The sequence below is a fragment of the Pseudidiomarina homiensis genome (genome assembly GCF_003987225.1).
Taxonomy (GTDB): domain Bacteria; phylum Pseudomonadota; class Gammaproteobacteria; order Enterobacterales; family Alteromonadaceae; genus Pseudidiomarina; species Pseudidiomarina homiensis.
Genome location: NZ_PIPX01000001.1, coordinates 147,892 through 168,676, shown reverse-complemented (window position 1 = coordinate 168,676; position 20,785 = coordinate 147,892). Strand labels below are relative to the sequence as shown.

Annotated in this window: 15 protein-coding genes and 2 tRNA genes; 7 read left to right on the top strand and 10 right to left on the bottom strand. The window is 49.3% G+C overall.

Going from position 1 to position 20,785, the window contains the following annotated elements:
* Positions 1-20: 20 nt before the first annotated feature.
* Positions 21-3,533 (bottom strand): DNA polymerase III subunit alpha, encoded by a 3,513-nt coding sequence (gene dnaE / locus CWI70_RS00790; RefSeq protein WP_126769665.1) that lies wholly within the window; start codon positions 3,531-3,533, stop codon positions 21-23.
* 144 nt (positions 3,534-3,677) lie between these two features.
* Here dnaE and CWI70_RS00785 point away from each other — a divergent pair, with 144 nt between their 5' ends.
* Both CWI70_RS00785 and CWI70_RS00780 read left to right on the top strand, forming a co-directional pair.
* Positions 3,678-4,544, top strand: a complete 867-nt coding sequence (locus CWI70_RS00785) for an SMP-30/gluconolactonase/LRE family protein (RefSeq protein WP_126769663.1) — start codon at positions 3,678-3,680, stop codon at positions 4,542-4,544.
* A gap of 10 nt (positions 4,545-4,554) precedes the next feature.
* A complete protein-coding gene (locus CWI70_RS00780; protein WP_126769661.1) occupies positions 4,555-5,952 on the top strand; it encodes a serine hydrolase domain-containing protein in 1,398 nt (465 codons plus the stop codon).
* On the opposite strand, the gene CWI70_RS00775 is transcribed toward CWI70_RS00780, so the two are convergent.
* Positions 5,932-6,609 carry a hypothetical protein gene (locus tag CWI70_RS00775; protein ID WP_126769659.1) on the bottom strand — a complete coding sequence of 226 codons (678 nt, stop codon included), beginning with the start codon at positions 6,607-6,609 and terminating at the stop codon, positions 5,932-5,934. The genes CWI70_RS00780 and CWI70_RS00775 overlap by 21 nt on opposite strands.
* A gap of 121 nt (positions 6,610-6,730) precedes the next feature.
* On the opposite strand from CWI70_RS00775, the gene CWI70_RS00770 reads away from it, so the two are divergent.
* Positions 6,731-7,324: a YqiA/YcfP family alpha/beta fold hydrolase gene (locus CWI70_RS00770; RefSeq protein WP_126769657.1), complete on the top strand. Its 594-nt coding sequence runs from the start codon at positions 6,731-6,733 to the stop codon at positions 7,322-7,324.
* A gap of 97 nt (positions 7,325-7,421) precedes the next feature.
* Positions 7,422-9,431 (top strand): GGDEF domain-containing protein, encoded by a 2,010-nt coding sequence (locus tag CWI70_RS00765; RefSeq protein ID WP_126769655.1) that lies wholly within the window; start codon positions 7,422-7,424, stop codon positions 9,429-9,431.
* Between the two features lie 67 nt (positions 9,432-9,498).
* On the opposite strand, the gene CWI70_RS00760 is transcribed toward CWI70_RS00765, so the two are convergent.
* Positions 9,499-11,724: an NADP-dependent isocitrate dehydrogenase gene (locus tag CWI70_RS00760; RefSeq protein WP_126769653.1), complete on the bottom strand. Its 2,226-nt coding sequence runs from the start codon at positions 11,722-11,724 to the stop codon at positions 9,499-9,501.
* Between the two features lie 254 nt (positions 11,725-11,978).
* Between CWI70_RS00760 and CWI70_RS00755 the strand changes: the two genes are divergently transcribed.
* Positions 11,979-12,470, top strand: a complete 492-nt coding sequence (locus CWI70_RS00755; protein ID WP_157980838.1) for a DUF2165 family protein — start codon at positions 11,979-11,981, stop codon at positions 12,468-12,470.
* 59 nt (positions 12,471-12,529) lie between these two features.
* On the opposite strand, the gene CWI70_RS00750 is transcribed toward CWI70_RS00755, so the two are convergent.
* The 5 genes from CWI70_RS00750 to CWI70_RS00730 all read right to left on the bottom strand — a co-directional run bounded on the left by CWI70_RS00750 (position 12,530) and on the right by CWI70_RS00730 (position 18,188).
* A complete protein-coding gene (locus CWI70_RS00750; RefSeq protein WP_126769649.1) occupies positions 12,530-15,106 on the bottom strand; it encodes a TonB-dependent receptor plug domain-containing protein in 2,577 nt (858 codons plus the stop codon).
* 184 nt (positions 15,107-15,290) lie between these two features.
* Complete coding sequence (locus tag CWI70_RS00745; RefSeq protein ID WP_126769648.1) at positions 15,291-17,489, bottom strand: M3 family metallopeptidase; 2,199 nt, start codon at positions 17,487-17,489, stop codon at positions 15,291-15,293.
* A gap of 134 nt (positions 17,490-17,623) precedes the next feature.
* Positions 17,624-17,971, bottom strand: coding sequence for a YkgJ family cysteine cluster protein (locus CWI70_RS00740; RefSeq protein ID WP_126769646.1), 348 nt, complete (start codon positions 17,969-17,971; stop codon positions 17,624-17,626).
* Between the two features lie 36 nt (positions 17,972-18,007).
* A tRNA-Asp gene (locus CWI70_RS00735) sits at positions 18,008-18,084 on the bottom strand.
* A gap of 27 nt (positions 18,085-18,111) precedes the next feature.
* Positions 18,112-18,188 (bottom strand) — tRNA-Asp (locus CWI70_RS00730).
* Between the two features lie 227 nt (positions 18,189-18,415).
* Between CWI70_RS00730 and dnaQ the strand changes: the two genes are divergently transcribed.
* On the top strand, positions 18,416-19,117 hold the full coding sequence (gene dnaQ, locus CWI70_RS00725) for a DNA polymerase III subunit epsilon (RefSeq protein ID WP_126769644.1): 702 nt from the start codon (positions 18,416-18,418) through the stop codon (positions 19,115-19,117).
* A complete protein-coding gene (rnhA, locus tag CWI70_RS00720) occupies positions 19,114-19,587 on the top strand; it encodes a ribonuclease HI (RefSeq protein WP_198677628.1) in 474 nt (157 codons plus the stop codon). The genes dnaQ and rnhA overlap by 4 nt, the downstream gene beginning before the upstream one ends.
* A gap of 11 nt (positions 19,588-19,598) precedes the next feature.
* On the opposite strand, the gene CWI70_RS00715 is transcribed toward rnhA, so the two are convergent.
* Positions 19,599-19,988: a rhodanese-like domain-containing protein gene (locus tag CWI70_RS00715; RefSeq protein ID WP_126769642.1), complete on the bottom strand. Its 390-nt coding sequence runs from the start codon at positions 19,986-19,988 to the stop codon at positions 19,599-19,601.
* A complete protein-coding gene (locus CWI70_RS00710) occupies positions 19,988-20,737 on the bottom strand; it encodes a class I SAM-dependent methyltransferase (protein WP_126769640.1) in 750 nt (249 codons plus the stop codon). The genes CWI70_RS00715 and CWI70_RS00710 overlap by 1 nt, the downstream gene beginning before the upstream one ends.
* Positions 20,738-20,785: the final 48 nt, after the last annotated feature.

Here is a 20,785-nt window from a genome sequence, read left to right as displayed (position 1 = left end):
CGGCAATATGCCGTTGCGGATCAAAATTCTAGTGCGACCTGTTGCGGTCCAAGCTGCTGTTCCAGCTCATAAATTAATTCATCTTCTGGTGTTATGAACCATTCGGTTGCGGCTTGATAGCTCGCTTTCACATCGGGCCGTTGATAGTCGATCAACAGCGGGCAAGCGCCGCCTTTATAGGCTTGCAATGTCGCGAGGAGGCGCTTCATACCTGCACCTTCAAGGTGTTCAGGCCGCACCGCAACGCGCAAACCTTTCGCATATTGCTCACGCATACCCGTAATGGTCATCACTTCTCGGGCGGTCATTGTATTGCCCCCCGAGTAATCATCAAAGCTGACCTCTCCTTTTATGACCAAAATTTGGTCTTTCGCCAGCAAATGCTCGTAATTTTCATAATCTTGCGCAAAAAAGCGTACATCAAACCGGGCCGTTTTGTCATCTAGCGTCACAATCGCCCAACGCGCACCTTTTTTATTCACCATAACCCGCATGTCGATCACGAGCCCAGCAATGGTGGTCATTTGATCACGCCCTGTCGGCCGTACGTCACTTAGGTTACAGGGCACATAATTGCGTAATTCACGTCGAAAGCGATTGATCGGGTGTCCGGTTAAGTATAGTCCAAGGGTTTCCCGCTCGCCGTCGAGCCAAACTGCCTCGGGCCACTCTGCAACCTGCTCAAACTCATGTTCAATAGTGTCAGTATCGGCTGCACTCGTAAGAACCCCGAACAAATCTGACTGGCCAATTGCTTCCGCACGCGCATGCTGCTCTGCTTGGCGCATGGCTTTTTCCAAGGTTGCCATCAGCGCCGCACGGTGTGGCCCCAATGAGTCCATGGCACCGGCACGAATCAAGCGCTCCAACACTCGGCGATTGAGCTTTTTCAAATCCACCCGACAGCAAAAGTCGAAGAGATCACTGAATTCACCACCTTCATTACGAGCCGCTAGAATTGCCTCAATCGGGCCCTCGCCGACACCTTTAATCGCACCAATGCCGTAGACAACATGACCTTCATCATCCACGGTAAATTTGTACTGACCGACATTGACGTCAGGTGGCAGCAACTTCAGTCCCATTTGTTCACACTCATCGACCAAGGTAACGATTTTGTCAGTGTTATCCATATCGGCCGACATAACTGCTGCCATAAACTCTGCGGGATAATGGGTTTTCATCCATAGCGTTTGATAGGACACTAAAGCGTAGGCAGCCGAGTGTGATTTGTTGAAACCATAACCAGCGAATTTCTCTACCAAGTCAAAGATTTTCATCGCCAGATCTGGGTCAATGCCGTTCTTTTCAGCACCTTCCGCAAAAACCGCACGCTGCTTGGCCATTTCTTCTGGTTTTTTCTTACCCATGGCACGGCGCAGCAAATCGGCTCCGCCGAGTGAATAACCTGCCAACACCTGAGCAATCTGCATGACCTGCTCTTGGTACAAAATAACCCCGTAGGTAGGCTCCAGAATCGGCTGCAGCAACTCATGTTGGTAGTCTTTATCGGGATACGAGATCTGCTCGCGACCATGCTTACGATCGATAAAGTTGTCGACCATGCCTGACTGCAATGGCCCAGGCCGGAACAACGCCACCAAGGCGATAATATCTTCAAAACTATCGGGCAACAGCTTCTTAATCAGCTGTTTCATGCCGCTCGATTCAAGCTGAAATACCGCGGTGGTTTGGGCTTTCTTCAATAATTTAAAGCACTTCGGATCATCGAGTGGAATCCGCTCAATGGCAATCGGCCCATCACCTGTACGCGCGCGTTTGTCATTCACCATATCCAGTGCCCACTGGATAATGGTTAAAGTACGCAGACCTAAGAAGTCAAACTTCACCAAGCCGGCAGCTTCGACATCATTTTTGTCGAACTGAGTAACCGGTTGTTTCCCTTCTTCATCGCAGTACAACGGCGAAAAATCAGTGATTTTCTCGGGTGCGATAACGACACCACCAGCATGTTTGCCGGCATTACGCGTTACCCCTTCAAGAATCCGTGCCATATCAATCAGATCACGCACATCTTCATCTTGATCGTACATTTCAGGGAGACGTGGCTCGACTTCAAAAGCTTTTTCAAGGGTCATGCCGGGATCGCCCGGCACTAATTTGGTGATCTTATCGACAAAACCGTAGGGGTGGCCGAGGACACGGCCAACATCACGAATCGATGCCTTGGCGGCCATGGTACCAAAGGTAATAATTTGCGAGACCGCTTCACGACCATACAGTTCCGCCACATGATCGATAACCTCATCGCGGCGCTCCATACAGAAATCGATATCGAAATCCGGCATAGAGACCCGCTCGGGGTTCAAGAATCGCTCGAAAAGTAGATCGAGTTCTAGCGGATCAAGGTCAGTGATTTTTAACGCATAGGCAACCAATGAACCAGCGCCTGAACCACGCCCGGGGCCGACAGGTATGTTGTTATCTTTTGACCACTGGATAAACTCCATGACGATCAAAAAATAGCCAGGAAAGCCCATTTGATTAATCACGTCGAGCTCTATTTTTAAGCGCTCGTCGTATTCTTTACGCTTTTCTGTACGCTCAATCTCGTCAGCAAAGAGTTGTTGTAATCGTTCTTCGAGCCCTTCTTGCGATTTCTTGACCAAGAAGTCCGCTGGCGTCATCCCACCGGTCGGAAACTCAGGCAAAACGTACTCGTCAAGCGTGATGGTGACGTTACAGCGCTTGGCAATTTCCACCGTATTGGCGAGTGCCTCTGGAATATCGGCGAACAGCTCCGCCATTTCAGCGGAGCTTTTTAAGTATTGCTCGCGGCTGTATTTTTTCGGACGGCGCTTGTCATCAAGGGTGTAGCCATCGGCGACTGCAACCCGCACTTCATGGGCATGAAAGTCATCCGGTTTGAGGAACACTACCTCATTGGTCGCCACCACCGGCACGTCATGTTCGGCCGCCAATGCCACCGCCGCATGCAAATAATCATCTTCTTGCGGACGCCCAGTGCGCAGTAACTCGAGATAGTAGCGATCAGGGAAATGCTGTTGGTAAAACGCCAGTTCGGCTTCTGCTTCGGTTTTGCGGTTTTGTAAAAGTTTACGACCGACATCACCCTCACGACCACCGCCTAGTAACAGTAAGCCCTCTGCATGCTCAGCAAGCCACTCCTTATTCACGCACGGTCGCCCAGCGCGGTGTCCGGCTAGATAGCCGCGGCTAATCAATTGGGTAAGCTGCTGATAACCGTCATTGTTCATCGCCAACGCAGTTAAGCGGAATGGGGGCTCTTGATGGTCCGGCGTCCAGCCCTCTGGTAACACCCATAAGTCGCAGCCAACAATGGGCTTTAGCCCTTTACCTTGAGTGGTGCGATAAAACCGCACAAGGCCGCACATATTCATTTGATCGGTTAACGCCAAGGCTGGCATTCCAAGGTCTGCGGTCGCACCGCAAATGGGTCCAACTTTGGCAAGGCCATCGATCATCGAGAAATCGCTGTGTACCCGTAAATGAATAAAGGTCGGCGCTGATTCTTGAGCTTGTTCCGTCATGCGCAATCGGCTTTTCTTATCGTGAGACTATGCATCTATTGTGCCGCATGCTTCGACCGATGTCATGTTCTGATTCCATCTGTCATGGTGTCTTTTCTGTGTTAATCAGCTAAGCTCAGGCGACACCCATTTCATGAGGTTTAAATGATGAAAAACATACTGCTAAGTACACTTTTGCTTGTGGTTCTTGCGCCATGCGCCGTAGCGCAAGAGCATCACATCGAGGTGATTAGTGACGGTCACCAGTTTACTGAGGGCCCTCTTTGGCATGATAACGCGCTATGGTTTTCGGATATTCCCGCCAACACCATTTGGCGTTGGCAGCCCGACTCAACAACCGAAGTAGCGGTGCGCCCCTCCAGCGAAGCAAACGGCTTAATCGTCGACCACGACGGCCAGTTAGTGATGGCACAACACTATGCGCGACGCATCGCTCGGTTAAATAAAGATGGCACCCAAACAGCACTTGCCACGGAGTATCAGGGCAAACGCCTCAACAGTCCAAATGACCTTGTGCTGGGCGACAACGGCGTACTCTATTTTACCGATCCGCCCTTTGCCATTAGCGAAGAACAACAAGAACTCTCTTTTTCCGGTGTTTTTGCGCTGTCTCCCACTGGCGAATTGACACTCATCGACGATGAACTGCATCGCCCCAATGGCATTATCCTTAACCCTCAACAAACAACGCTTTATGTAACCGACGCCTACCGTTGGCAAATTTTTGCTTACGACGTCACCGCCGAAGGAGTAAGTAACAAACGACTCTTTGCCGAGCTCGACGGTGACTACGATCAAGGCATGGACGGCATGGCGGTAGCAGGCGATGGTACCTTGTACGTGGCAGGTCCTGAAGGAATTTACGTTTATGCGCCAACAGGCGAACTAAAAGAAACCATTTCGCTACCCAACTTTACGGCGAATGTGACATTAGTTGAGACCGACAAGCGGGTACTGTACGTGACCAATCAAACCGAGGTGATTAAAATCACGCTTAACCATTCCAATTAAGGTATTCAGCATGCGACGTACTTCGATGACCACATTAAGCTCAGCCTTGTTGGCGCTGAGTGCTCTGCAGATAAGCAATGCGGCAGAAACCGAAACCACCGAAAACGCTTATGCTGCAGGTTACCTCGCCGGTTTTACCTGTAGCGCAGTGTTTAATGGTAACAAAGAAGTTAGCGCTATTCGTCGCGACGAGCTCACTGGGATCTATCCGCTGGTGGCTGACAAAGTTCAGCAAATGGAGCCAGAAATCAACCGTGACCACCGCTATGTTCGCGTTACCTACGATGAAGGACAACGTGCACGCATTTCGGTTTGGCGGCCAAAACTCGGTTGTGTCGACTTACCGGTAGGTGCCAGCATCAACGCTATCGCTAAGGTCGCTAATCCTTTTGCTGATGCAGTAGCTTCCAGTGGCGACGATGGCGCACCGTGGGCGGAACGCCCTCTACGACTCAACGATGAACAGCAACAAGCCTTAACTGCAGTGATTGACCGCGCGTTCGGCAAAGCGTACGGCAGCGGCGCCCGAACATCGGCTGTGTTGGTGGTTAGTCCTGAACATATTATCGCCGAGAAGTATCAACCGGGTTTTACACCAGAAACAGCACAACGCACTTGGTCGGTTGCCAAAAGTATCGGCGCCAGCGTCATTGGCGCCGCTGTGCAGCAACGTTTGCTCGAAGTTGACGAACCCGCAGGTCTCGAAAACTGGTCCCACGAACTCGACCCTCGTCGCGCCATAACCCTCGAAAACTTATTACACATGGCATCGGGGCTCGACAGTAATAAAGCGGGTAACCGCACCGACCGTGTCTACATGGGGGGAGGACTGGTTAGCGATACCGCCACAGAAAGCGCATTAGAAGTCACCCCAGGTGAGCGTTGGAAGTACGCTAATAATGACACCTTACTTGCCCTACGTACGTTACGCGAGCGGTTCGCCACACTCGACGACTACCTGCGCTTCCCTTATGCGCAATTGCTCGACAAAGTCGGCATGGAACACACGTTTTTAGAGACCGATTGGCAGGGGGATTTCATTCTTTCGTCGCAAGTGTGGACCACCGCCCGTGATCTTGCGCGACTCGGCGTTTTACACCTCAATAATGGCGTCTGGAACGGCGAACAAATCTTACCCGCGGACTGGCTGAACTACATCAGCAGCCCTGCTCCAGCACAACCGCCGACAGCAGCTCCCGGTTACGGCGCACAATGGTGGCTATACAACGAACGCTTTCCGGAACTCCCCAATGACACCATTGCGGCGCGCGGAAATCGGGGCCAGTTCTTAGTGATTATCCCCAGTCGTAATCTCGTCATCGTTCGCCGTGGCTACGATATTGCTGGTGAGCCCGGTTTCAATGAGCACGACTTCACCCGAGATGTGCTAAGGGCGCTCGCGCTCTAAGTAAATGCGATAAAAACCGTCACTGTCCGTGGCATCGAAGATTGTTGAATAGTCTTCGGTGTACCACGGCATCTCGATCAAACGCTTTTGCAGCCGCATCATGGTATCAATGGGCGAACCTGTACGTGCCGACACCAGCACCTCACATAACGTCATACGACAGGTAACGCCGCCCAAATGTTCCTTATCAAGCCCGGTAACGTCGGCAAATACACGCTCAACATCACTGGTTACCTGATAGTTCCAATCTTGATCAACACCCTCACGCTGCAAACGTTGAGGATAATTTTGCGCACGTTGAAGCTGTGCTAGCATGCGCGCATTCGCGTCTTCATTGGCGTCATTGTTCGTCGCTTCCGGCGCTGACGGCAATTGCTCGTCGTTATCAGCTAGCGCGCCATCGTCGGCCGCCGCTGTTGGTGGGACGCCATTCGCTTCGTCTGCAGATACCCATGTTGCGGTCGCACTATCATTAGATTCGACATCTGCACTCGTGATTTCAGTTTGCGTTGCCTCGCGCGCCGCTGAATTGATTTCAGCACTTTTCTCAATAGTGGTTACACCACTACTTGACGGCATGTCTTGGTGCTCCCGCCAAAGCAACATAGCTAAAATGATAATCACCGACCAATAAATAAAGTGCATTAACTTTGTCATGGGTACTTTGTCTCAAAGTTGTTAAAAAATGATTTCATAAGCTAGCACAAATTGCTGCAGTGTCACCAGTAACTATGATACAAATACATCCCACGTACGACTCAGTGCAATCGAGGTAGGCATGCAACCTGTCATTTTGTTTATTCATGGTTTCGGTTCTAACGGTTTTGGCAGCAAGGCACAAATTATGCGTGACTATTGCGCCGCACACGACATCAGGTTTATCGCCCCGTCGCTGTCTCATATTCCGGCGTTAGCATGGCAAACCCTGACAGAGTTAGTCGAACAACTCAACGCAATGTTAGCGCCTAAGCAATTGTGCTTGATGGGATCATCATTAGGTGGTTTTTATGCTCACGCATTGGCACAGAAATACGACCTCAAGGTCACACTTATCAATCCGTCTATGCACGCGGGCAAATCGTTACGGCGCGCTTTAGGACAAGCGATCAACTATTTCGATGACAGCCCATACGAATGGCGCGAAAGCTACGTCGAAACGCTACAGCAACTTGAGCCTCACTATCCATCAGCATTAACACCGCAAACCTGTTGGTTACTGGTACAAACTGGCGATGAATTGTTGGACTATCGTGAAGCGACAGCTGCCCTCCCCGATGCAAAACACACCATAGAGCAAGGTGGCGATCATGGGTTTGTCGACTTTGCTCGTTATCCGAAGGAAATCGTTGCGTTTTTTTCCGCAGCACTTTAGGCATTTTCGACACTAAAAGCTTGGACAAAATCTAGACAGCTTCTCGCTGACCGAGTAAGGTTAGTACATGTAACCGCAATCTTGGTATGGCACTGCAATGCGCTATCAGAACAAACCTGCGATCACCTTCATCGTTTTTGCATTGTCATTGCTAAGCACTCCTGCGTTCGCCGAATTGAAAGAAACTTACACGGGACTCTTCGACGAACAATCGCCCGTTACTCCTGCGACGACAACACCACAACAAGATCCCGAGCTTGAAGCGCGCTTAAATGAGCTCATGGACGGTGACTTCACGCCGAGTAATCATGCTGCATTAGAAGAGTTACTGCGAACCGTTGATGTCGGTACGCCAATCGAAACCTTTGTCCGTGCGCAAGGCTATCAAATCGTCTCATTGGCAATGGAACAAAAGCTTCCTGCAGCACTTGCGATCGCCGATGAGGTTCTTATTATTGCAGAAAAATCTGGGAATCCTAATGCGATAGCCGAAGTACACATCGATATCGCTGAAGCCTACCTTGCCAATTCTGACTATGCGGCAGCTCTTGCGCAAACCAAGAAAATAGAAGCTTGGTTGCCCGATGTCACCAACCCACGCGTGCGCTACAATGCGAATCACTTGATTGCTCGCACCTTACAACAAAACGGGCAAATTCCCGCAGCCTTGGAATATTTGCTTGCCGCACAAACACTCATTCCGCAAACCGAACCCAGCGAACAGCAGCGCCGGCGCCAGTTTTTGAATCTTCATTTAGCGCGCATTCAAGCCAACTTAGGCCGTTGGCAAGCTTCCGCAGAGACTGCTGAGCGCGCCATCACAGAAGCGTTACGCACGGGCAACACTAATCACCTTGCCGATCTCTATTTAATCGCAGCCTACTCTCGTCAATATCAACAAGGCCCCTCTGATGAAATCGTTGCTGCTTTTCTAAAAGCTGCTGAGGCCGGTAAACAACTGGATAATCCACGTGTTGAGATGCTCGCCTACAACAATGCTGGAGCAGCCAAGCTGCTGATGGAACAGCTCGACGAGGCCAAACTCTATTTGGAGCAGGGGCTAGCGATTGCCAAGCAAATCGGCAATGTCAACGAACGTTCGGTGACAGAGTTTAACTTAGGCTATATCAAGGTACTCCAAGGACAGCACGAGCAAGGTCTGCAAGAGATGTTGGCAGCCGCTGAAGTATTTAATAGCTTTGCGCAAAAACGTGAGCAAGCCATCTTACTTTCGCATATTGCCAAGGCTTATGAGGTTGCGGGTAAGTATCAAAAGCAAGCAGAAATACTAAAACAACAAGTGCAAATGACGTCAGAGCTCGCGGCGGCTGAACGAGATCAGAAAGTTAACGAGCTACAGGTGCGTTACCAAGCTGCGGAGAAATCATACGAAATTAAACTTCTCGAACAACAGGCCGACCTACAAACACAAGAACTCGCCGTGCAACAACGTCAACAACAGCTTTTTGCTCTTGCCGCCGGCTCATTGGTTTTGCTCATTCTACTCTTCGCCTTCGGCTACCGTAAAACGCGTAAATTGAATGCCTTGCTGAATGAAGCGAACGCCGAATTGCACGAACAATCGCTACGCGATCCGTTAACCGGTCTTTATAACCGTCGTGCTGTTTATGATCAGTTACTTCGCGACGAAAAACGTCTATACACTGGCAATCATGCAGTATTTATCATCGACATCGATCACTTCAAAACCATTAATGATAAACACGGCCACAGTGTAGGCGACGAAGTCCTCATCGAATTCGGGCGGCGATTAAAACAAGCTGTGCGGAAGACCGATATGGCAGTGCGTTGGGGCGGTGAAGAGTTTCTTTTAGTGTTAGAACACGTGAATGCCGAACAGGTGTTACAAGTTGCGCGCAAGTTACTCAACGACATTAGCGAAAAGCCATTTCACACCAGCGCTGGGCGTTTGCATATCACCTTAAGTGGCGGTTGCCGGGTCATCGCAAGTAGCCGAACACCACCAAACTGGGAAACCACGGTGAAAGATGTCGATACCCTTCTCTATCAGGCCAAGAGCGAAGGGCGCAATCGAATACGCTACCAAGTTCCAGGTGCTGAGCCGGAAACTCTGGTGGTGCATTAAATACAAAAAAGCCGCAATCTAAATTGCGGCTTTTGTTTCTTTTACCTAACTTATCCGTTAGTCAAACTTACAGATTTGCAAGCGCTTCATTCAAGGTTGTTGAAGGCCGCATTGCGGTCGAAACGAGTTCACCATTTGGTTGATAATAACCACCAATTTCAACTGGCTTGCCTTGTACACCGTTAAGCTCATCGACAATCTGTTGTTCATTGTCGTTAAGGAAGCTTGCTAGTTTACCCATGCGCGCTGCCAAATCTGTATCGTCTGTCTGCGCAGCCAAGGCTTCAGCCCAGTACATGCCTAAATAGAAGTGGCTACCACGGTTATCGATTTGACCTAGCTTACGTGCAGGCGACTTATCGTTTTCGAGGAACTTAGCGGTCGCTTTGTCCAACGCATCAGCTAAAATCTGAGCACGTTGGTTATCGGTACGCTGAGCTAAGTGCTCCAACGAGGCAGCAAGTGCCAAAAACTCACCCAATGAATCCCAACGCAAATAGTTTTCTTCAACGAACTGTTGTACGTGTTTCGGTGCTGAACCACCTGCGCCAGTTTCAAATAAACCACCACCGTTCATCAAAGGTACGATCGACAGCATTTTAGCTGAAGTACCCAGTTCAAGGATTGGGAACAAGTCAGTTAGATAGTCACGTAAAACGTTACCAGTCACTGAAATAGTGTCCTTACCTTCTTTCATACGTTGTAAGGTATGACGAGTGGCGTCGACCGGCGCCATGATCTGAATATCAAGACCATCAGTGTCGTGCTCTTTGAGGTAAGTCGTTACTTTCTCAATCAACTGCGCATCATGAGCGCGATTCGCATCTAGCCAGAACACAGCTGGCATGCCACTCAAACGTGAACGATTAACAGCAAGTTTCACCCAATCGCGAATTGGTGCGTCTTTGACCTGACACATGCGCCAAATGTCGCCTTGCTTCACGTCGTGGCTGAATACTTCTTCACCTGCCTGATTCAGTACTTTCACAGTACCATCTGCTGGAATTTCAAAAGTCTTATCATGAGAACCATATTCTTCAGCTTTTTGCGCCATCAAACCAACATTCGGGCACGTTCCCATGGTTGCTGGGTCGAAAGCACCGTTTTCACGACAGAAAGTAATGGTTTCTTGATAAACACCTGCGTAGCAACGATCTGGGATCATCGCACGGGTATCTTGGCGCTCATCGTTTTTATTCCACATTTTACCTGAGTCACGGATCATCGCCGGCATCGATGCATCGATGATGACATCACTTGGAACGTGCAGGTTCGTAATGCCTTTGTGCGAGTTCACCATGGCTAAATCAGGTTGATTCTCGTACACCGCTTGGATGTCGGCTTCAACTTCGGCGCGTTGCTCGGCTGGCAGTTCAGCGATTTTCGCAAGCACATCACCGAAACCATTCGTCGCATCAACACCCAAATCTTTGAACAGATCAGCGTGCTTATCAAACAACGCTTTGAAGTACACCTTCACCGCATGACCAAACATGATAGGGTCAGAAACCTTCATCATCGTTGCTTTCAGGTGCAACGATAACAATACACCCTCGTCTTTTGCCTTCGAGGTTTCACGCGCAAAGAATTCTTGCAGTTGCGCAACGTCCATACGCGCGGCGTCAACGACTTCACCAGCTAAGACTTTTACCGAGTCTTTTAATACGGTTTGGCCGGCTGGTGTATTCAGAACAATCTTTAAGTCGTCAGCTTGTGCGAAAGTGGTCGATTGCTCGCTGCTATAAAAGTCCCCATCATCCATGTGTGCAACACGGGTCTTGGAGTCATTACTCCACGCGCCCATACGATGAGGATGCTTTTTCGCATAATTTTTTACTGATGCTGGCGCACGGCGGTCAGAGTTACCTTCGCGCAACACAGGGTTCACCGCAGAGCCTTTAACCTTGTCATAACGAGCTTTAATGTCACGTTCTTCATCAGTTTTTGGCTCAAATGGGTAATCCGGCAAGGCGTAACCTTGGCTTTGCAACTCTTTAATACACGCTGTCAATTGTGGGATCGAAGCACTGATATTTGGCAACTTGATAATGTTCGCTTCAGGCGTTTTCGCAAGTTCGCCAAGCTCAGCCAAAGCATCATTGATGCGCTGTTCTTCGGTCAAAAATTCAGGGAACAATGCAATTACACGGCCAGCCAATGAAATATCGCGAGTTTCAACTGACACCCCAGCAGCCTCAGTAAAGGCGCGGATAATAGGCAGTAACGAATAGGTCGCTAAACGTGGCGCTTCATCCGTTTCCGTATAAATAATCTTTGATTTGTCATTCGCCATTGTCATTCCTTACTTGGTTGCACTTACCTAAATCGACGAAAAAACGTTCGTCGCCAATAGGCTCGCAAAGGATGTGAAAAGTGGCGCGAAGTATAGCAAGAAAGCGGATTATAGACCAGTAAGCAAAGCTTGAATTTGACTATTCATCACATGAATTAAGCCCCTATCTTTGACAGTTCAGCAGCCAGGGTCTATCTCTCTAAGTGGCCATTCGCATGGTTAACCGAACAAATAACAACAAAGAGGAAACCAACATGGTACTTAAATGGCTTAAAATCTTACTTACCGCTAGCTTAGCGCTACTGTGCCTATTTTACGCGCTGCAAAATATTGCCAATCTGGATGCGGTATACAGTGTAATGGCGGCGGTGATGGGCATGGAAAACCATAATTACTATCCTGCTACTTTTGCCTTTGCGATCTCACAACCCACACTTATATGGCTGGCAGCAGCATTGGTTATTGCCGCCGAGCTCACTGCTGGCCTAGTGTTTTTAGTCGCTGTATGGAAACTCATCCAAGTGCGCAACGCCCCATCCAAACTTTTCCAAGCCGAGAAGTCTTGGGTTCTTATAGGTGCAGGAATTGCATTGTTCGTTTGGTTTGGCTTTTTCCAAGTCATCGGCGGTGCCTTTTTCCAAATGTGGCAAACCGAGCTTGGCGACGCTTCCATGCGTGGTGCATTCATTTACCTAGCGTCTGTAGCCTTAGTGACCTGGTTTGTTTATCAACCCGAACCTACTTAAAATTCGCCATAAAAAAAGGGACGGTAGAGCCGTCCCTTTTTTATGCTTTGGTCATCGAATTAAAACTTATAACTGAATTTACCGTACACAAAGCTACCGCGAGGGTTATGGACAGATGATGCGTAACCATAAAGGTCGCCATCACCATCACCAATTGCAAACGGTGGTTCTTCGTCGAGCACGTTCGTGCCGCCCAGAACTAATTGCATGCTGGTTGACACGTCATAGCGTACTTGCAGATCCAAGAGCGTTTGCGCATCAATCGTGCGCGCCTCACTCGACTCGACAGCTTGTGGAGCTTGGTAATCTTCAAACTCACCGATGTACGTTAAAGTTGCAGTTGCACCAAAAAATCCACGTGTCCAGTCGGTCGAAGCAACCCAACGATGCTCAGGATAATTGTATTCACCAGCGTAATCGATACCGTTTTTCTCGAACTTAGTCATATACGACCAATCCAACGCAAACTTGAGGTCACCCATGTCATCAAGCGACATCCCATAATTGGTCGAGAAGTCGATACCACTCGCCTCTTGCGAGCTGATATTGATGTAGCTGTTATACAACCGCGACAACGGACCGAGGGTTTCGCCGGGCAGCGGATCTAAACGCACGCATACGGTACTGTTTTGGTTATCACACTCAGCCTGATAGACCAACTCATAGTCATTTCGGTCGATTTTATTGTCTTGCGTGATTGACCAGATGTCCGCGCTGATATCCCAGTCACGAGTTACCTGCCAAACTGCGCCAAGGTTCCAGCTTTCCGAAGTTTCAGCTTCAAGGTTCGGGTTACCACCAAAGACAATCGTATAGTCGGTTGCCGCACACGCTGGGTTGCTCGGATCAACCTCTGGACAGCGATAGGTATCGAGGAAGAACTGTGATACTTGTGACGGACCAAGGCCAATCTGTGCCAATGACGGAGCACGGAAGCCTTCACCGTAAGAAGCGCGGAAGCTTAAGGTATCAGTTGCCGTCCAGCGCAGCTTCACCTGTGGATTCGTTGTGGTACCGAAATCGCTGTAATCATCGTGACGAGCAGCAACACTTAGCTCAAGATCATCCGTCAGCGGTGCGAGGAACTCTACATAAGCTGCCCACTGGTCACGTTCAGCACTTGCCGACACCGATTCCGTACCAAAGATCAGACCACGCTGGAATTGGTCGTCTGGAATATCCTCAACATCTTCTTCACGGTATTCAAAACCTGCCGCCATCATAACTTGACGTCCGCCAAGCTCAAATGCCTCACCAGTGATACTGCCGTCTACTGCTGTTAAATGCGACTCGCCACGGCGTACGAGGCTGGTAGTAATCGCATCGATAACGCTTTGTGGATTGGTGACACCACCAAAGGGATTGTAGCGACCTGCGTTAATTTCTTGCTGTAGAAAGTCAGTGCGAACCCAGCCTTGTGACTTATCCCCTGTTTGCAGTGAACGACTTCGGGCTTTTTGCACTGCAACGTCCCAGTCCCACATACCGACCATACCGCGCAAACCAGCTACTAAGCGTAAAGTATCAGACTCGATACTCCAAACACGGTTTCCTGCATCAACAGTGCGATAGCGGTTAATGTCGACGCGTTCACCCCAAGGGTTATTTGGGTGGTCGGCTGGCACGTAGAGCCCCGCATCGAGATCTAATGGTGTCGCTGCACCACCTGCCATTGACGAGTTGTGTTGCGCCGCTATTTCGACATAGCCCTCGACGTTAGTGCTCAGTTGTCGGTTGGCGAGAATCAGTGCGCCGACCCGCTCAGCTTCTGGAATGGTCATGGTCCAAGGACCATAATCATACACACAGGTTTGCCCGAAGGCGTTTTCCGCAGGACAATCTGGGTCGATGACTACTTCACCATTGAGAATGAAGTTGCCCGGATAGCCGCGCGATGAACGGAAGTCGTTACCACCATAAGGTGCTTGGTTTGCGGTACCAAAACGCCCCATTTCGTAACCCATGATCGATGAATTTTTAAAATAATCCAGAATAACCGTGGTGTTACCTGACGAATCGCCATTTCCCCAAACAGTGCTAAACGTGGTTTCGTCATAAGATGGTCCCGTAGTCCCACCATAACCAGCATTAAACTCCGTACCCACGTAATCGTCACGCAGAATAACGTTGACCACGCCGGCAACGGCGTCCGACCCGTAAATGGCCGAAGCGCCATCCTTCAAAATATCAATACGCTCAATAGCCGCCACTGGAATGGTATTGATATCCACAAAAGAATTCGCCACACCTTCAGCAAAAGCCGACACATTAACCCGACGTCCATTAACAAGAACCAACGTCGCATCGGCTCCAAAACCGCGCAAGCTAACAGCAGCCCCACCATTAGCGGTGGAGTCTTGACTGTTCCCACGTGTTGAGAACGTGCCTACACCGGCAGCTGGATTACGTTCAAGCAATTGCTGTAGGTTAGAAAAACCGGAGGCTTCAATTTCGTCGCGCGAAATAACATCAACCGGCGATGCCCCTTCTAAGTCGGTGCGATTAATACGCGAACCGGTAACTTGAATTCGCTCATCCGCTTCAGCACTATCATCGAGTGCTTGAGCCATTGTTTGCGGTGAGTAAAAGGCACTCAGAGCAAGTGCACATAGAGATAATTGAAATGGTGTTTTCATGATTATATTCCCTGGATTAAGTTCCACATGAGTTAACATATTCTTAAAGAATATGAACTTAATATATGGCATAACCCAAGGAATTCAGCAAGATAACAATGTAATGATAATGTAAAGCCCGACAAACCTTTACGATTTGTCGGGCTTTTTAATACGCTAATTTCGACTAAAGTTGCAGTCGCGATTAGTCGATTGTTGGCGCTGTTAAACCACGACGCTCAAGTAGCGCATCAACGGTTGGCTTCTGGCCACGGAAGTCAATGTACTGTTGCATCGGATCTTTACTGTTGCCTTTTGACAAGATGGCATCACGGAAAGCTTGTCCATTTTCCAACGCAAGACCGCCGTTATCCTGAACAAACTTAAACGCGTCAGCGGCTAAAACTTCTGACCACATGTAGGCGTAGTAACCTGCGGAATAACCGCCAGCAAATACGTGAGCAAAGAAGTTAGATTTGTAACGTGGTGGAACAGCTTCCACCGCTACGCCGTTACGAGTGAGGGCCGCTTGCTCAAAGCTATTGACGTCGGCAATACCGGCAGCTGCGTCAGGCGTCAGTGTGTGATATTCCAAGTCCAACAATGCTGCAGCAATGTACTCAAGGGTGTCATAACCCATGTTGAAGTTCTTCGCTGCCATCACTTTGTCGAGCAGTTCTTGTGGAATTTGCTCGCCGGTCTCATGGTGTTTAGCCATGTTCGCAATAACTTTCGGGTTCAACGTCCAATCTTCTTGGAAGGTTGACGGGAACTCAACGTAGTCACGCGATACTGAAGTACCGGCCAATGACGGGTAAGTTACATCTGAGAACATACCGTGTAAGGCATGGCCCATTTCATGGAACATGGTACTCACTTCGTCAAAGCTCAATAGCGTAGGTTCGCCATCTGCTGCCTTGGTGATGTTCATGTTATTTAGAATAACGGGTTTGTTACCGAGTAGGTGTGATTGACCTACGAATGAACTCATCCAAGCACCGCCGCGCTTGCCGTCACGCGTGAACCAGTCACCGTAGAACAAACCAAGACTTTCACCGTCAACATCTTTGACTTCGTAAACGACGATGTCGTCCGCATACGTTGGAATGTCATCACGTTTTTCAAAAGTGATACCAAATAATTGATTCATGGCGTAGAACACACCATCTTCAACCACGCGATTGAACTCGAAGTATTGCTTCACTTCGTTCGAATCCAGTGCGTATTTTTCTTCACGCACTTTTTCAGCATAGAATGCCCAATCCCACGGTTGAACGTCGAACTCACCGCCTTCGCCATCAATGACTTGTTGGATCTCAGCCATTTCAGCTTCAACGTTGCTCACTACGGCTGGCACTAAGTCACGCAGCATTTGCTGAGCCGCACTTGGCGTCGCTGCCATGCTTTGTTCAAGCACGTAGGCGCCCCAGTTTTCGTAGCCTAACAACTGTGCTTTTTCGGCACGTAACTGAGCCATTTTCTTCACTAATGGACGGTTATCGGTCGCTGTGTTACCTGTGCCACGCTCGGCAGACGCACGCCAAACTTTCTCACGAAGCTCGCGATTTTCAAGCGACTGTAAAATTGGCTGACGCGTTGTATTCGTGACAGTGATCACGTATTTGCCAGGCATTTCTTTGGCTTCTGCAGTTGCTGCTAATTGCGCAATCTGTGAATCGCTCAAACCAGCCAGTTCAGCTTTGTCTTCAACCACGACCATGTTTTCGTCAACCAAGTTCATCAGGTTGTTACGGAATTCGGTCGTTAACGAAGACAGCTCAGAATTAATTTCACGAATGCGCGTTTTTTGCTCTTCGTTCAACTCGGCACCGGCGCGCACGAAACCTTTGTACGTATCTTCGATAAGGCGAAGCTCTTCACCTTCAAATTGATCACGGTTTTCGTAAATCGCTTTTACCCGCGCAAATAGTTCTGGGTTTAAACTGATATTGTCACCATGGGCTGCATACTTCGGTGCCATTTTGACTTGCAGCGCGCGGAAGTCATCATTACCTGCAGAACCAGCAACGTTGCCAAAGACCGAACTAACGCGGCTAAGTAACGCACCTGATTTTTCCATTGCGACGATGGTATTCTCGAAAGTCGCTGGCTCAGGATTGGTTGCGATCGCTTCGATTTCTGCCGCATGCTCTTCCATACCCGCTAATAATGCAGGTTCATAGTGAGCAAACTCGATCTTAGTGAAATCTGGTGCGTGGAACGGCAGTGTGCTTTCCGCGTAGAACGGATTGGCTTCGTTAAATTCCGCCGCAGCTGTTTGCTGCTCGGCTTGTTGAACTTGTTGTTCTGCTTGTTGGTCAGTTGTTTGCGCTGCTTCTTTATCGGCACATGCAGCAACAGTAAGTGCTGCACCGATAGCAACGGCGATCAGGCTTTTACGCATGAGTAGGACTCCCCTGTGAATAATGTAGCTCTCTACCTTAACAGATAGGGCTGAGTTATAACGTTCAATAATGTAACCGTTGGTAAACAGGGGCTCAAGAGCTTTTCGTAGCGCAAAACCAGCATTTGAGCGGATTACGCTACTTCTTTAACAGGAATTAATGGTGGCAGACCGTGTTTGGCCCGAGCTTTATCACAAAAAGGATTCGCTGCTTCGTCGCCGGCGACAAACTCACGACAAGGCGACGGACGGTTGCTGTAGATACTGCACCCTACTTGCTTGCCGATGGTACCTTCAAGGGCGACGCAACGCGGACTAGCTTGGTTAGTACCTTGCATGCACAGTAGATGCGGGTGAAAGTTTTCGGTGAGTTCAGAGGGAACAAAACCAGCAGGAGCGCCAGTAGCTTCACCCCAGTAAAACGAAACACGATAGGTGGCGCAGCAAGCCCCACACGTCAAGCAGGCCGAAACCGTACTCATCGCGCAACACTCCACAACAGAAAATCATGTTTGAAATGGCGGAGCGGACGGGACTCGAACCCGCGACCCCCGGCGTGACAGGCCGGTATTCTAACCAACTGAACTACCGCTCCGCAGCGGTGATTTGCGTTTCAGGAAAGTGGCGGAGCGGACGGGACTCGAACCCGCGACCCCCGGCGTGACAGGCCGGTATTCTAACCAACTGAACTACCGCTCCAACTTCCTGATTCTGGGTTTCCCGAGTGGGTCCCCCCGAATGCGGAGCGAATATTACGAGGGCTGTTCTTTCCCGTCAACCTTTTTTTTGAAGATTTATTCCGTTTGCCTGAAAAACAATCAGATCGTACTATTTTTACAAGTTTTAAGCCTTGCCGCGGGTTCGCAAACCCTACACTTTAAGGTACTCTTTCATTCATTACTCGCGTACCAAAGGAAGCCATTACGATGCGACAAATCGTTCTCGATACGGAAACCACCGGCCTCGACCCCGCGCGCGGCCATCGCATTATCGAAATTGGTGCTGTTGAAGTGATTGGCCGCAAGCTGACCGGGAACACGTTCCATGTGTATATCAATCCGCAGCGTGTGGTTGAACAAGAAGCCATCGAAGTTCATGGCATTACCAACGAATTCCTGCAAGATAAACCGGTTTTTTCACAAGTTGCCGATGATTTTCTAAAGTTCATCGATGGTAGTGAGTTAGTGATTCATAATGCGGCGTTTGACGTCGGCTTTATCGACCATGAATTTGCCCTGCTACGTAATGGCTTTGGCAAGACGACCGATTACTGCAAGATTCTCGATACGCTAATGCTGGCACGCGAAATGCGCCCGGGGCAAAAGAATAATCTCGATGCCCTTTGTCGCGCCTTTGACATCGATAACTCCAATCGGACCTTCCACGGCGCATTACTTGATGCGGAACTGTTGGCTGACGTCTATCTAATGATGACTGGCGGGCAAACGAAGCTCGAATTAGCTACACAAAAGAAAAGCCATCAACACAATGGCCAAACCGTCGACTGGAGTCGAGTCAGCAATAAGCCTCAATTGCGCGTCGTTAAGGCCTCTGCTGAAGAAGAACAAGCACATTTAGAGCGTTTGAAGCTAATTGATGCACCACTTTGGCAGGAGCCCAACGCGTGAATGCAGCTAAGAAAAAGGTACACATTTATACCGATGGTTCCTGTTTAGGTAACCCAGGCCCAGGCGGCTACGGTATTGTCATCGAATACGGTAAGCATCATAAGGAACTTAGTGCTGGATTTCGATTAACCACCAATAACCGCATGGAAATGCTGGCTGCGGTCAAAGCCTTAGAAGCGCTTAACCAGCCCTGCGACGTCACCCTGACGTCCGATAGTCAGTACCTGAAAGACGGTATTCAAAAGTGGATTCACAACTGGAAGCTTAATGGTTGGCGTACGGCGGCGAAAAAACCGGTAAAGAATGCAGATCTGTGGCGTGCGCTGGATGCAGCAACCCAACGTCATTCAATACATTGGAAGTGGGTTAAAGGTCACGCTGGTCACCCACAAAACGAACGTTGTGACGAATTAGCAAGACAAGCAGCCAGTGGCTCAGATTTAGCTGATGACACTGGCTACGAAGGTTAGACGGAGAACGGTTATTCACCTGTGACTTGCGGGTATTTTTTCTCTTCCCAAGCCTGCATGCCACCGTCAACCGAGTAAACCTTGTCAAATCCCATACGCTGCAATGATTCTGCAGCAAGCGCAGAACGGCCGCCAGAACGGCAAATTAAATACAACGGTTGCTCGGCAATACGTTGTAGCGCATCGTCGTACCCAGCAACATCGGGATGTTGGTTTAATTGCATTTCTAAGACACCACGCGGCATATTCACGGCCTGACGAATGTGGCCGGCTGCATATTCACCGGGTTCACGCACATCGATCACTCGAGCGCCTTCAGCAATTCGCTCCTGCAGTTGCTCAATATCGACCTCCTGCACGTTACCTTTTGCCTTCGCACATAACTCTTGTGGACTTAACATCATAACTCCTTTATTTGCGTTTGATTCGCCAATGGAACAGTTTGTAAATTCGGCTGTACCCGCTTACGTTGCGCACGCTCGGGTAACAACGTTAACGGGTACTCACGTTTGCGCGCGACAATCACATAACAACTCGCCAACTGCGGTACCCAGTTATGAACCTTGCTGGCAAGTCGCTCAGGCCATTGCCACCGCTGTTGCAAAAAACCTGGAGCAAAATACTGCGCTTCGCTCACTTCAAAATTTAACAACGCTAACCAATCCAGCACTCTCGATCGTGTAAATGAACGGCCACACCACGGGTATTGGTTCACATTCGCTGGCCATAGCTGCTGGATTTGGTGCCACGCTAACGGGTTAAAACCGACATAAATCAATTTACCATCAGCAATAAGACTATGATTCACTTCTCTAAGTATCTGGTGGGGATCTTTGGCAAATTCAAGTTCTCCAGCCAAAAGAACAGCATCTAAGCTCGCTTCCGCAAAAGGCAAATGGATCGATTCCGCGCAAACCTGCACGTTATTGGATGCTTCACCAGCAAGACTAAAACAATGTTTGATTGCGGAGTGCGGTAGCTGCAATTGCGCAGTTAAGCGCCCTACCGTGGCGAAGTGATAGCCATACAAACGCTCGATGTGCGATGCCACTATCTGCTCGACTTGGCAACGCAGCCACTCGCCGTTGGCAATATCCTGCCAACTTTTCGGGGGTGCTGCGACTCGTTCTCGTAATGCTGGTTTTAACATCGTGCCCTAGGCCCTGTATACTTATTGCAATGTTAGCAACGAAAGATG

Bases quoted from the DNA above. Each gene is read 5' to 3' on its own strand.
- dnaE (WP_126769665.1), bottom strand. From the start codon at position 3,533: ATGACGGAACAAGCTCAAGAATCAGCGCCGACCTTTATTCATTTACGG.
- CWI70_RS00785 (WP_126769663.1), top strand. From the start codon at position 3,678: ATGATGAAAAACATACTGCTAAGTACACTTTTGCTTGTGGTTCTTGCG.
- CWI70_RS00780 (WP_126769661.1), top strand. From the start codon at position 4,555: ATGCGACGTACTTCGATGACCACATTAAGCTCAGCCTTGTTGGCGCTG.
- CWI70_RS00775 (WP_126769659.1), bottom strand. From the start codon at position 6,609: ATGACAAAGTTAATGCACTTTATTTATTGGTCGGTGATTATCATTTTA.
- CWI70_RS00770 (WP_126769657.1), top strand. From the start codon at position 6,731: ATGCAACCTGTCATTTTGTTTATTCATGGTTTCGGTTCTAACGGTTTT.
- CWI70_RS00765 (WP_126769655.1), top strand. From the start codon at position 7,422: ATGCGCTATCAGAACAAACCTGCGATCACCTTCATCGTTTTTGCATTG.
- CWI70_RS00760 (WP_126769653.1), bottom strand. From the start codon at position 11,724: ATGGCGAATGACAAATCAAAGATTATTTATACGGAAACGGATGAAGCG.
- CWI70_RS00755 (WP_157980838.1), top strand. From the start codon at position 11,979: ATGGTACTTAAATGGCTTAAAATCTTACTTACCGCTAGCTTAGCGCTA.
- CWI70_RS00750 (WP_126769649.1), bottom strand. From the start codon at position 15,106: ATGAAAACACCATTTCAATTATCTCTATGTGCACTTGCTCTGAGTGCC.
- CWI70_RS00745 (WP_126769648.1), bottom strand. From the start codon at position 17,489: ATGCGTAAAAGCCTGATCGCCGTTGCTATCGGTGCAGCACTTACTGTT.
- CWI70_RS00740 (WP_126769646.1), bottom strand. From the start codon at position 17,971: ATGAGTACGGTTTCGGCCTGCTTGACGTGTGGGGCTTGCTGCGCCACC.
- dnaQ (WP_126769644.1), top strand. From the start codon at position 18,416: ATGCGACAAATCGTTCTCGATACGGAAACCACCGGCCTCGACCCCGCG.
- CWI70_RS00715 (WP_126769642.1), bottom strand. From the start codon at position 19,988: ATGTTAAGTCCACAAGAGTTATGTGCGAAGGCAAAAGGTAACGTGCAG.
- CWI70_RS00710 (WP_126769640.1), bottom strand. From the start codon at position 20,737: ATGTTAAAACCAGCATTACGAGAACGAGTCGCAGCACCCCCGAAAAGT.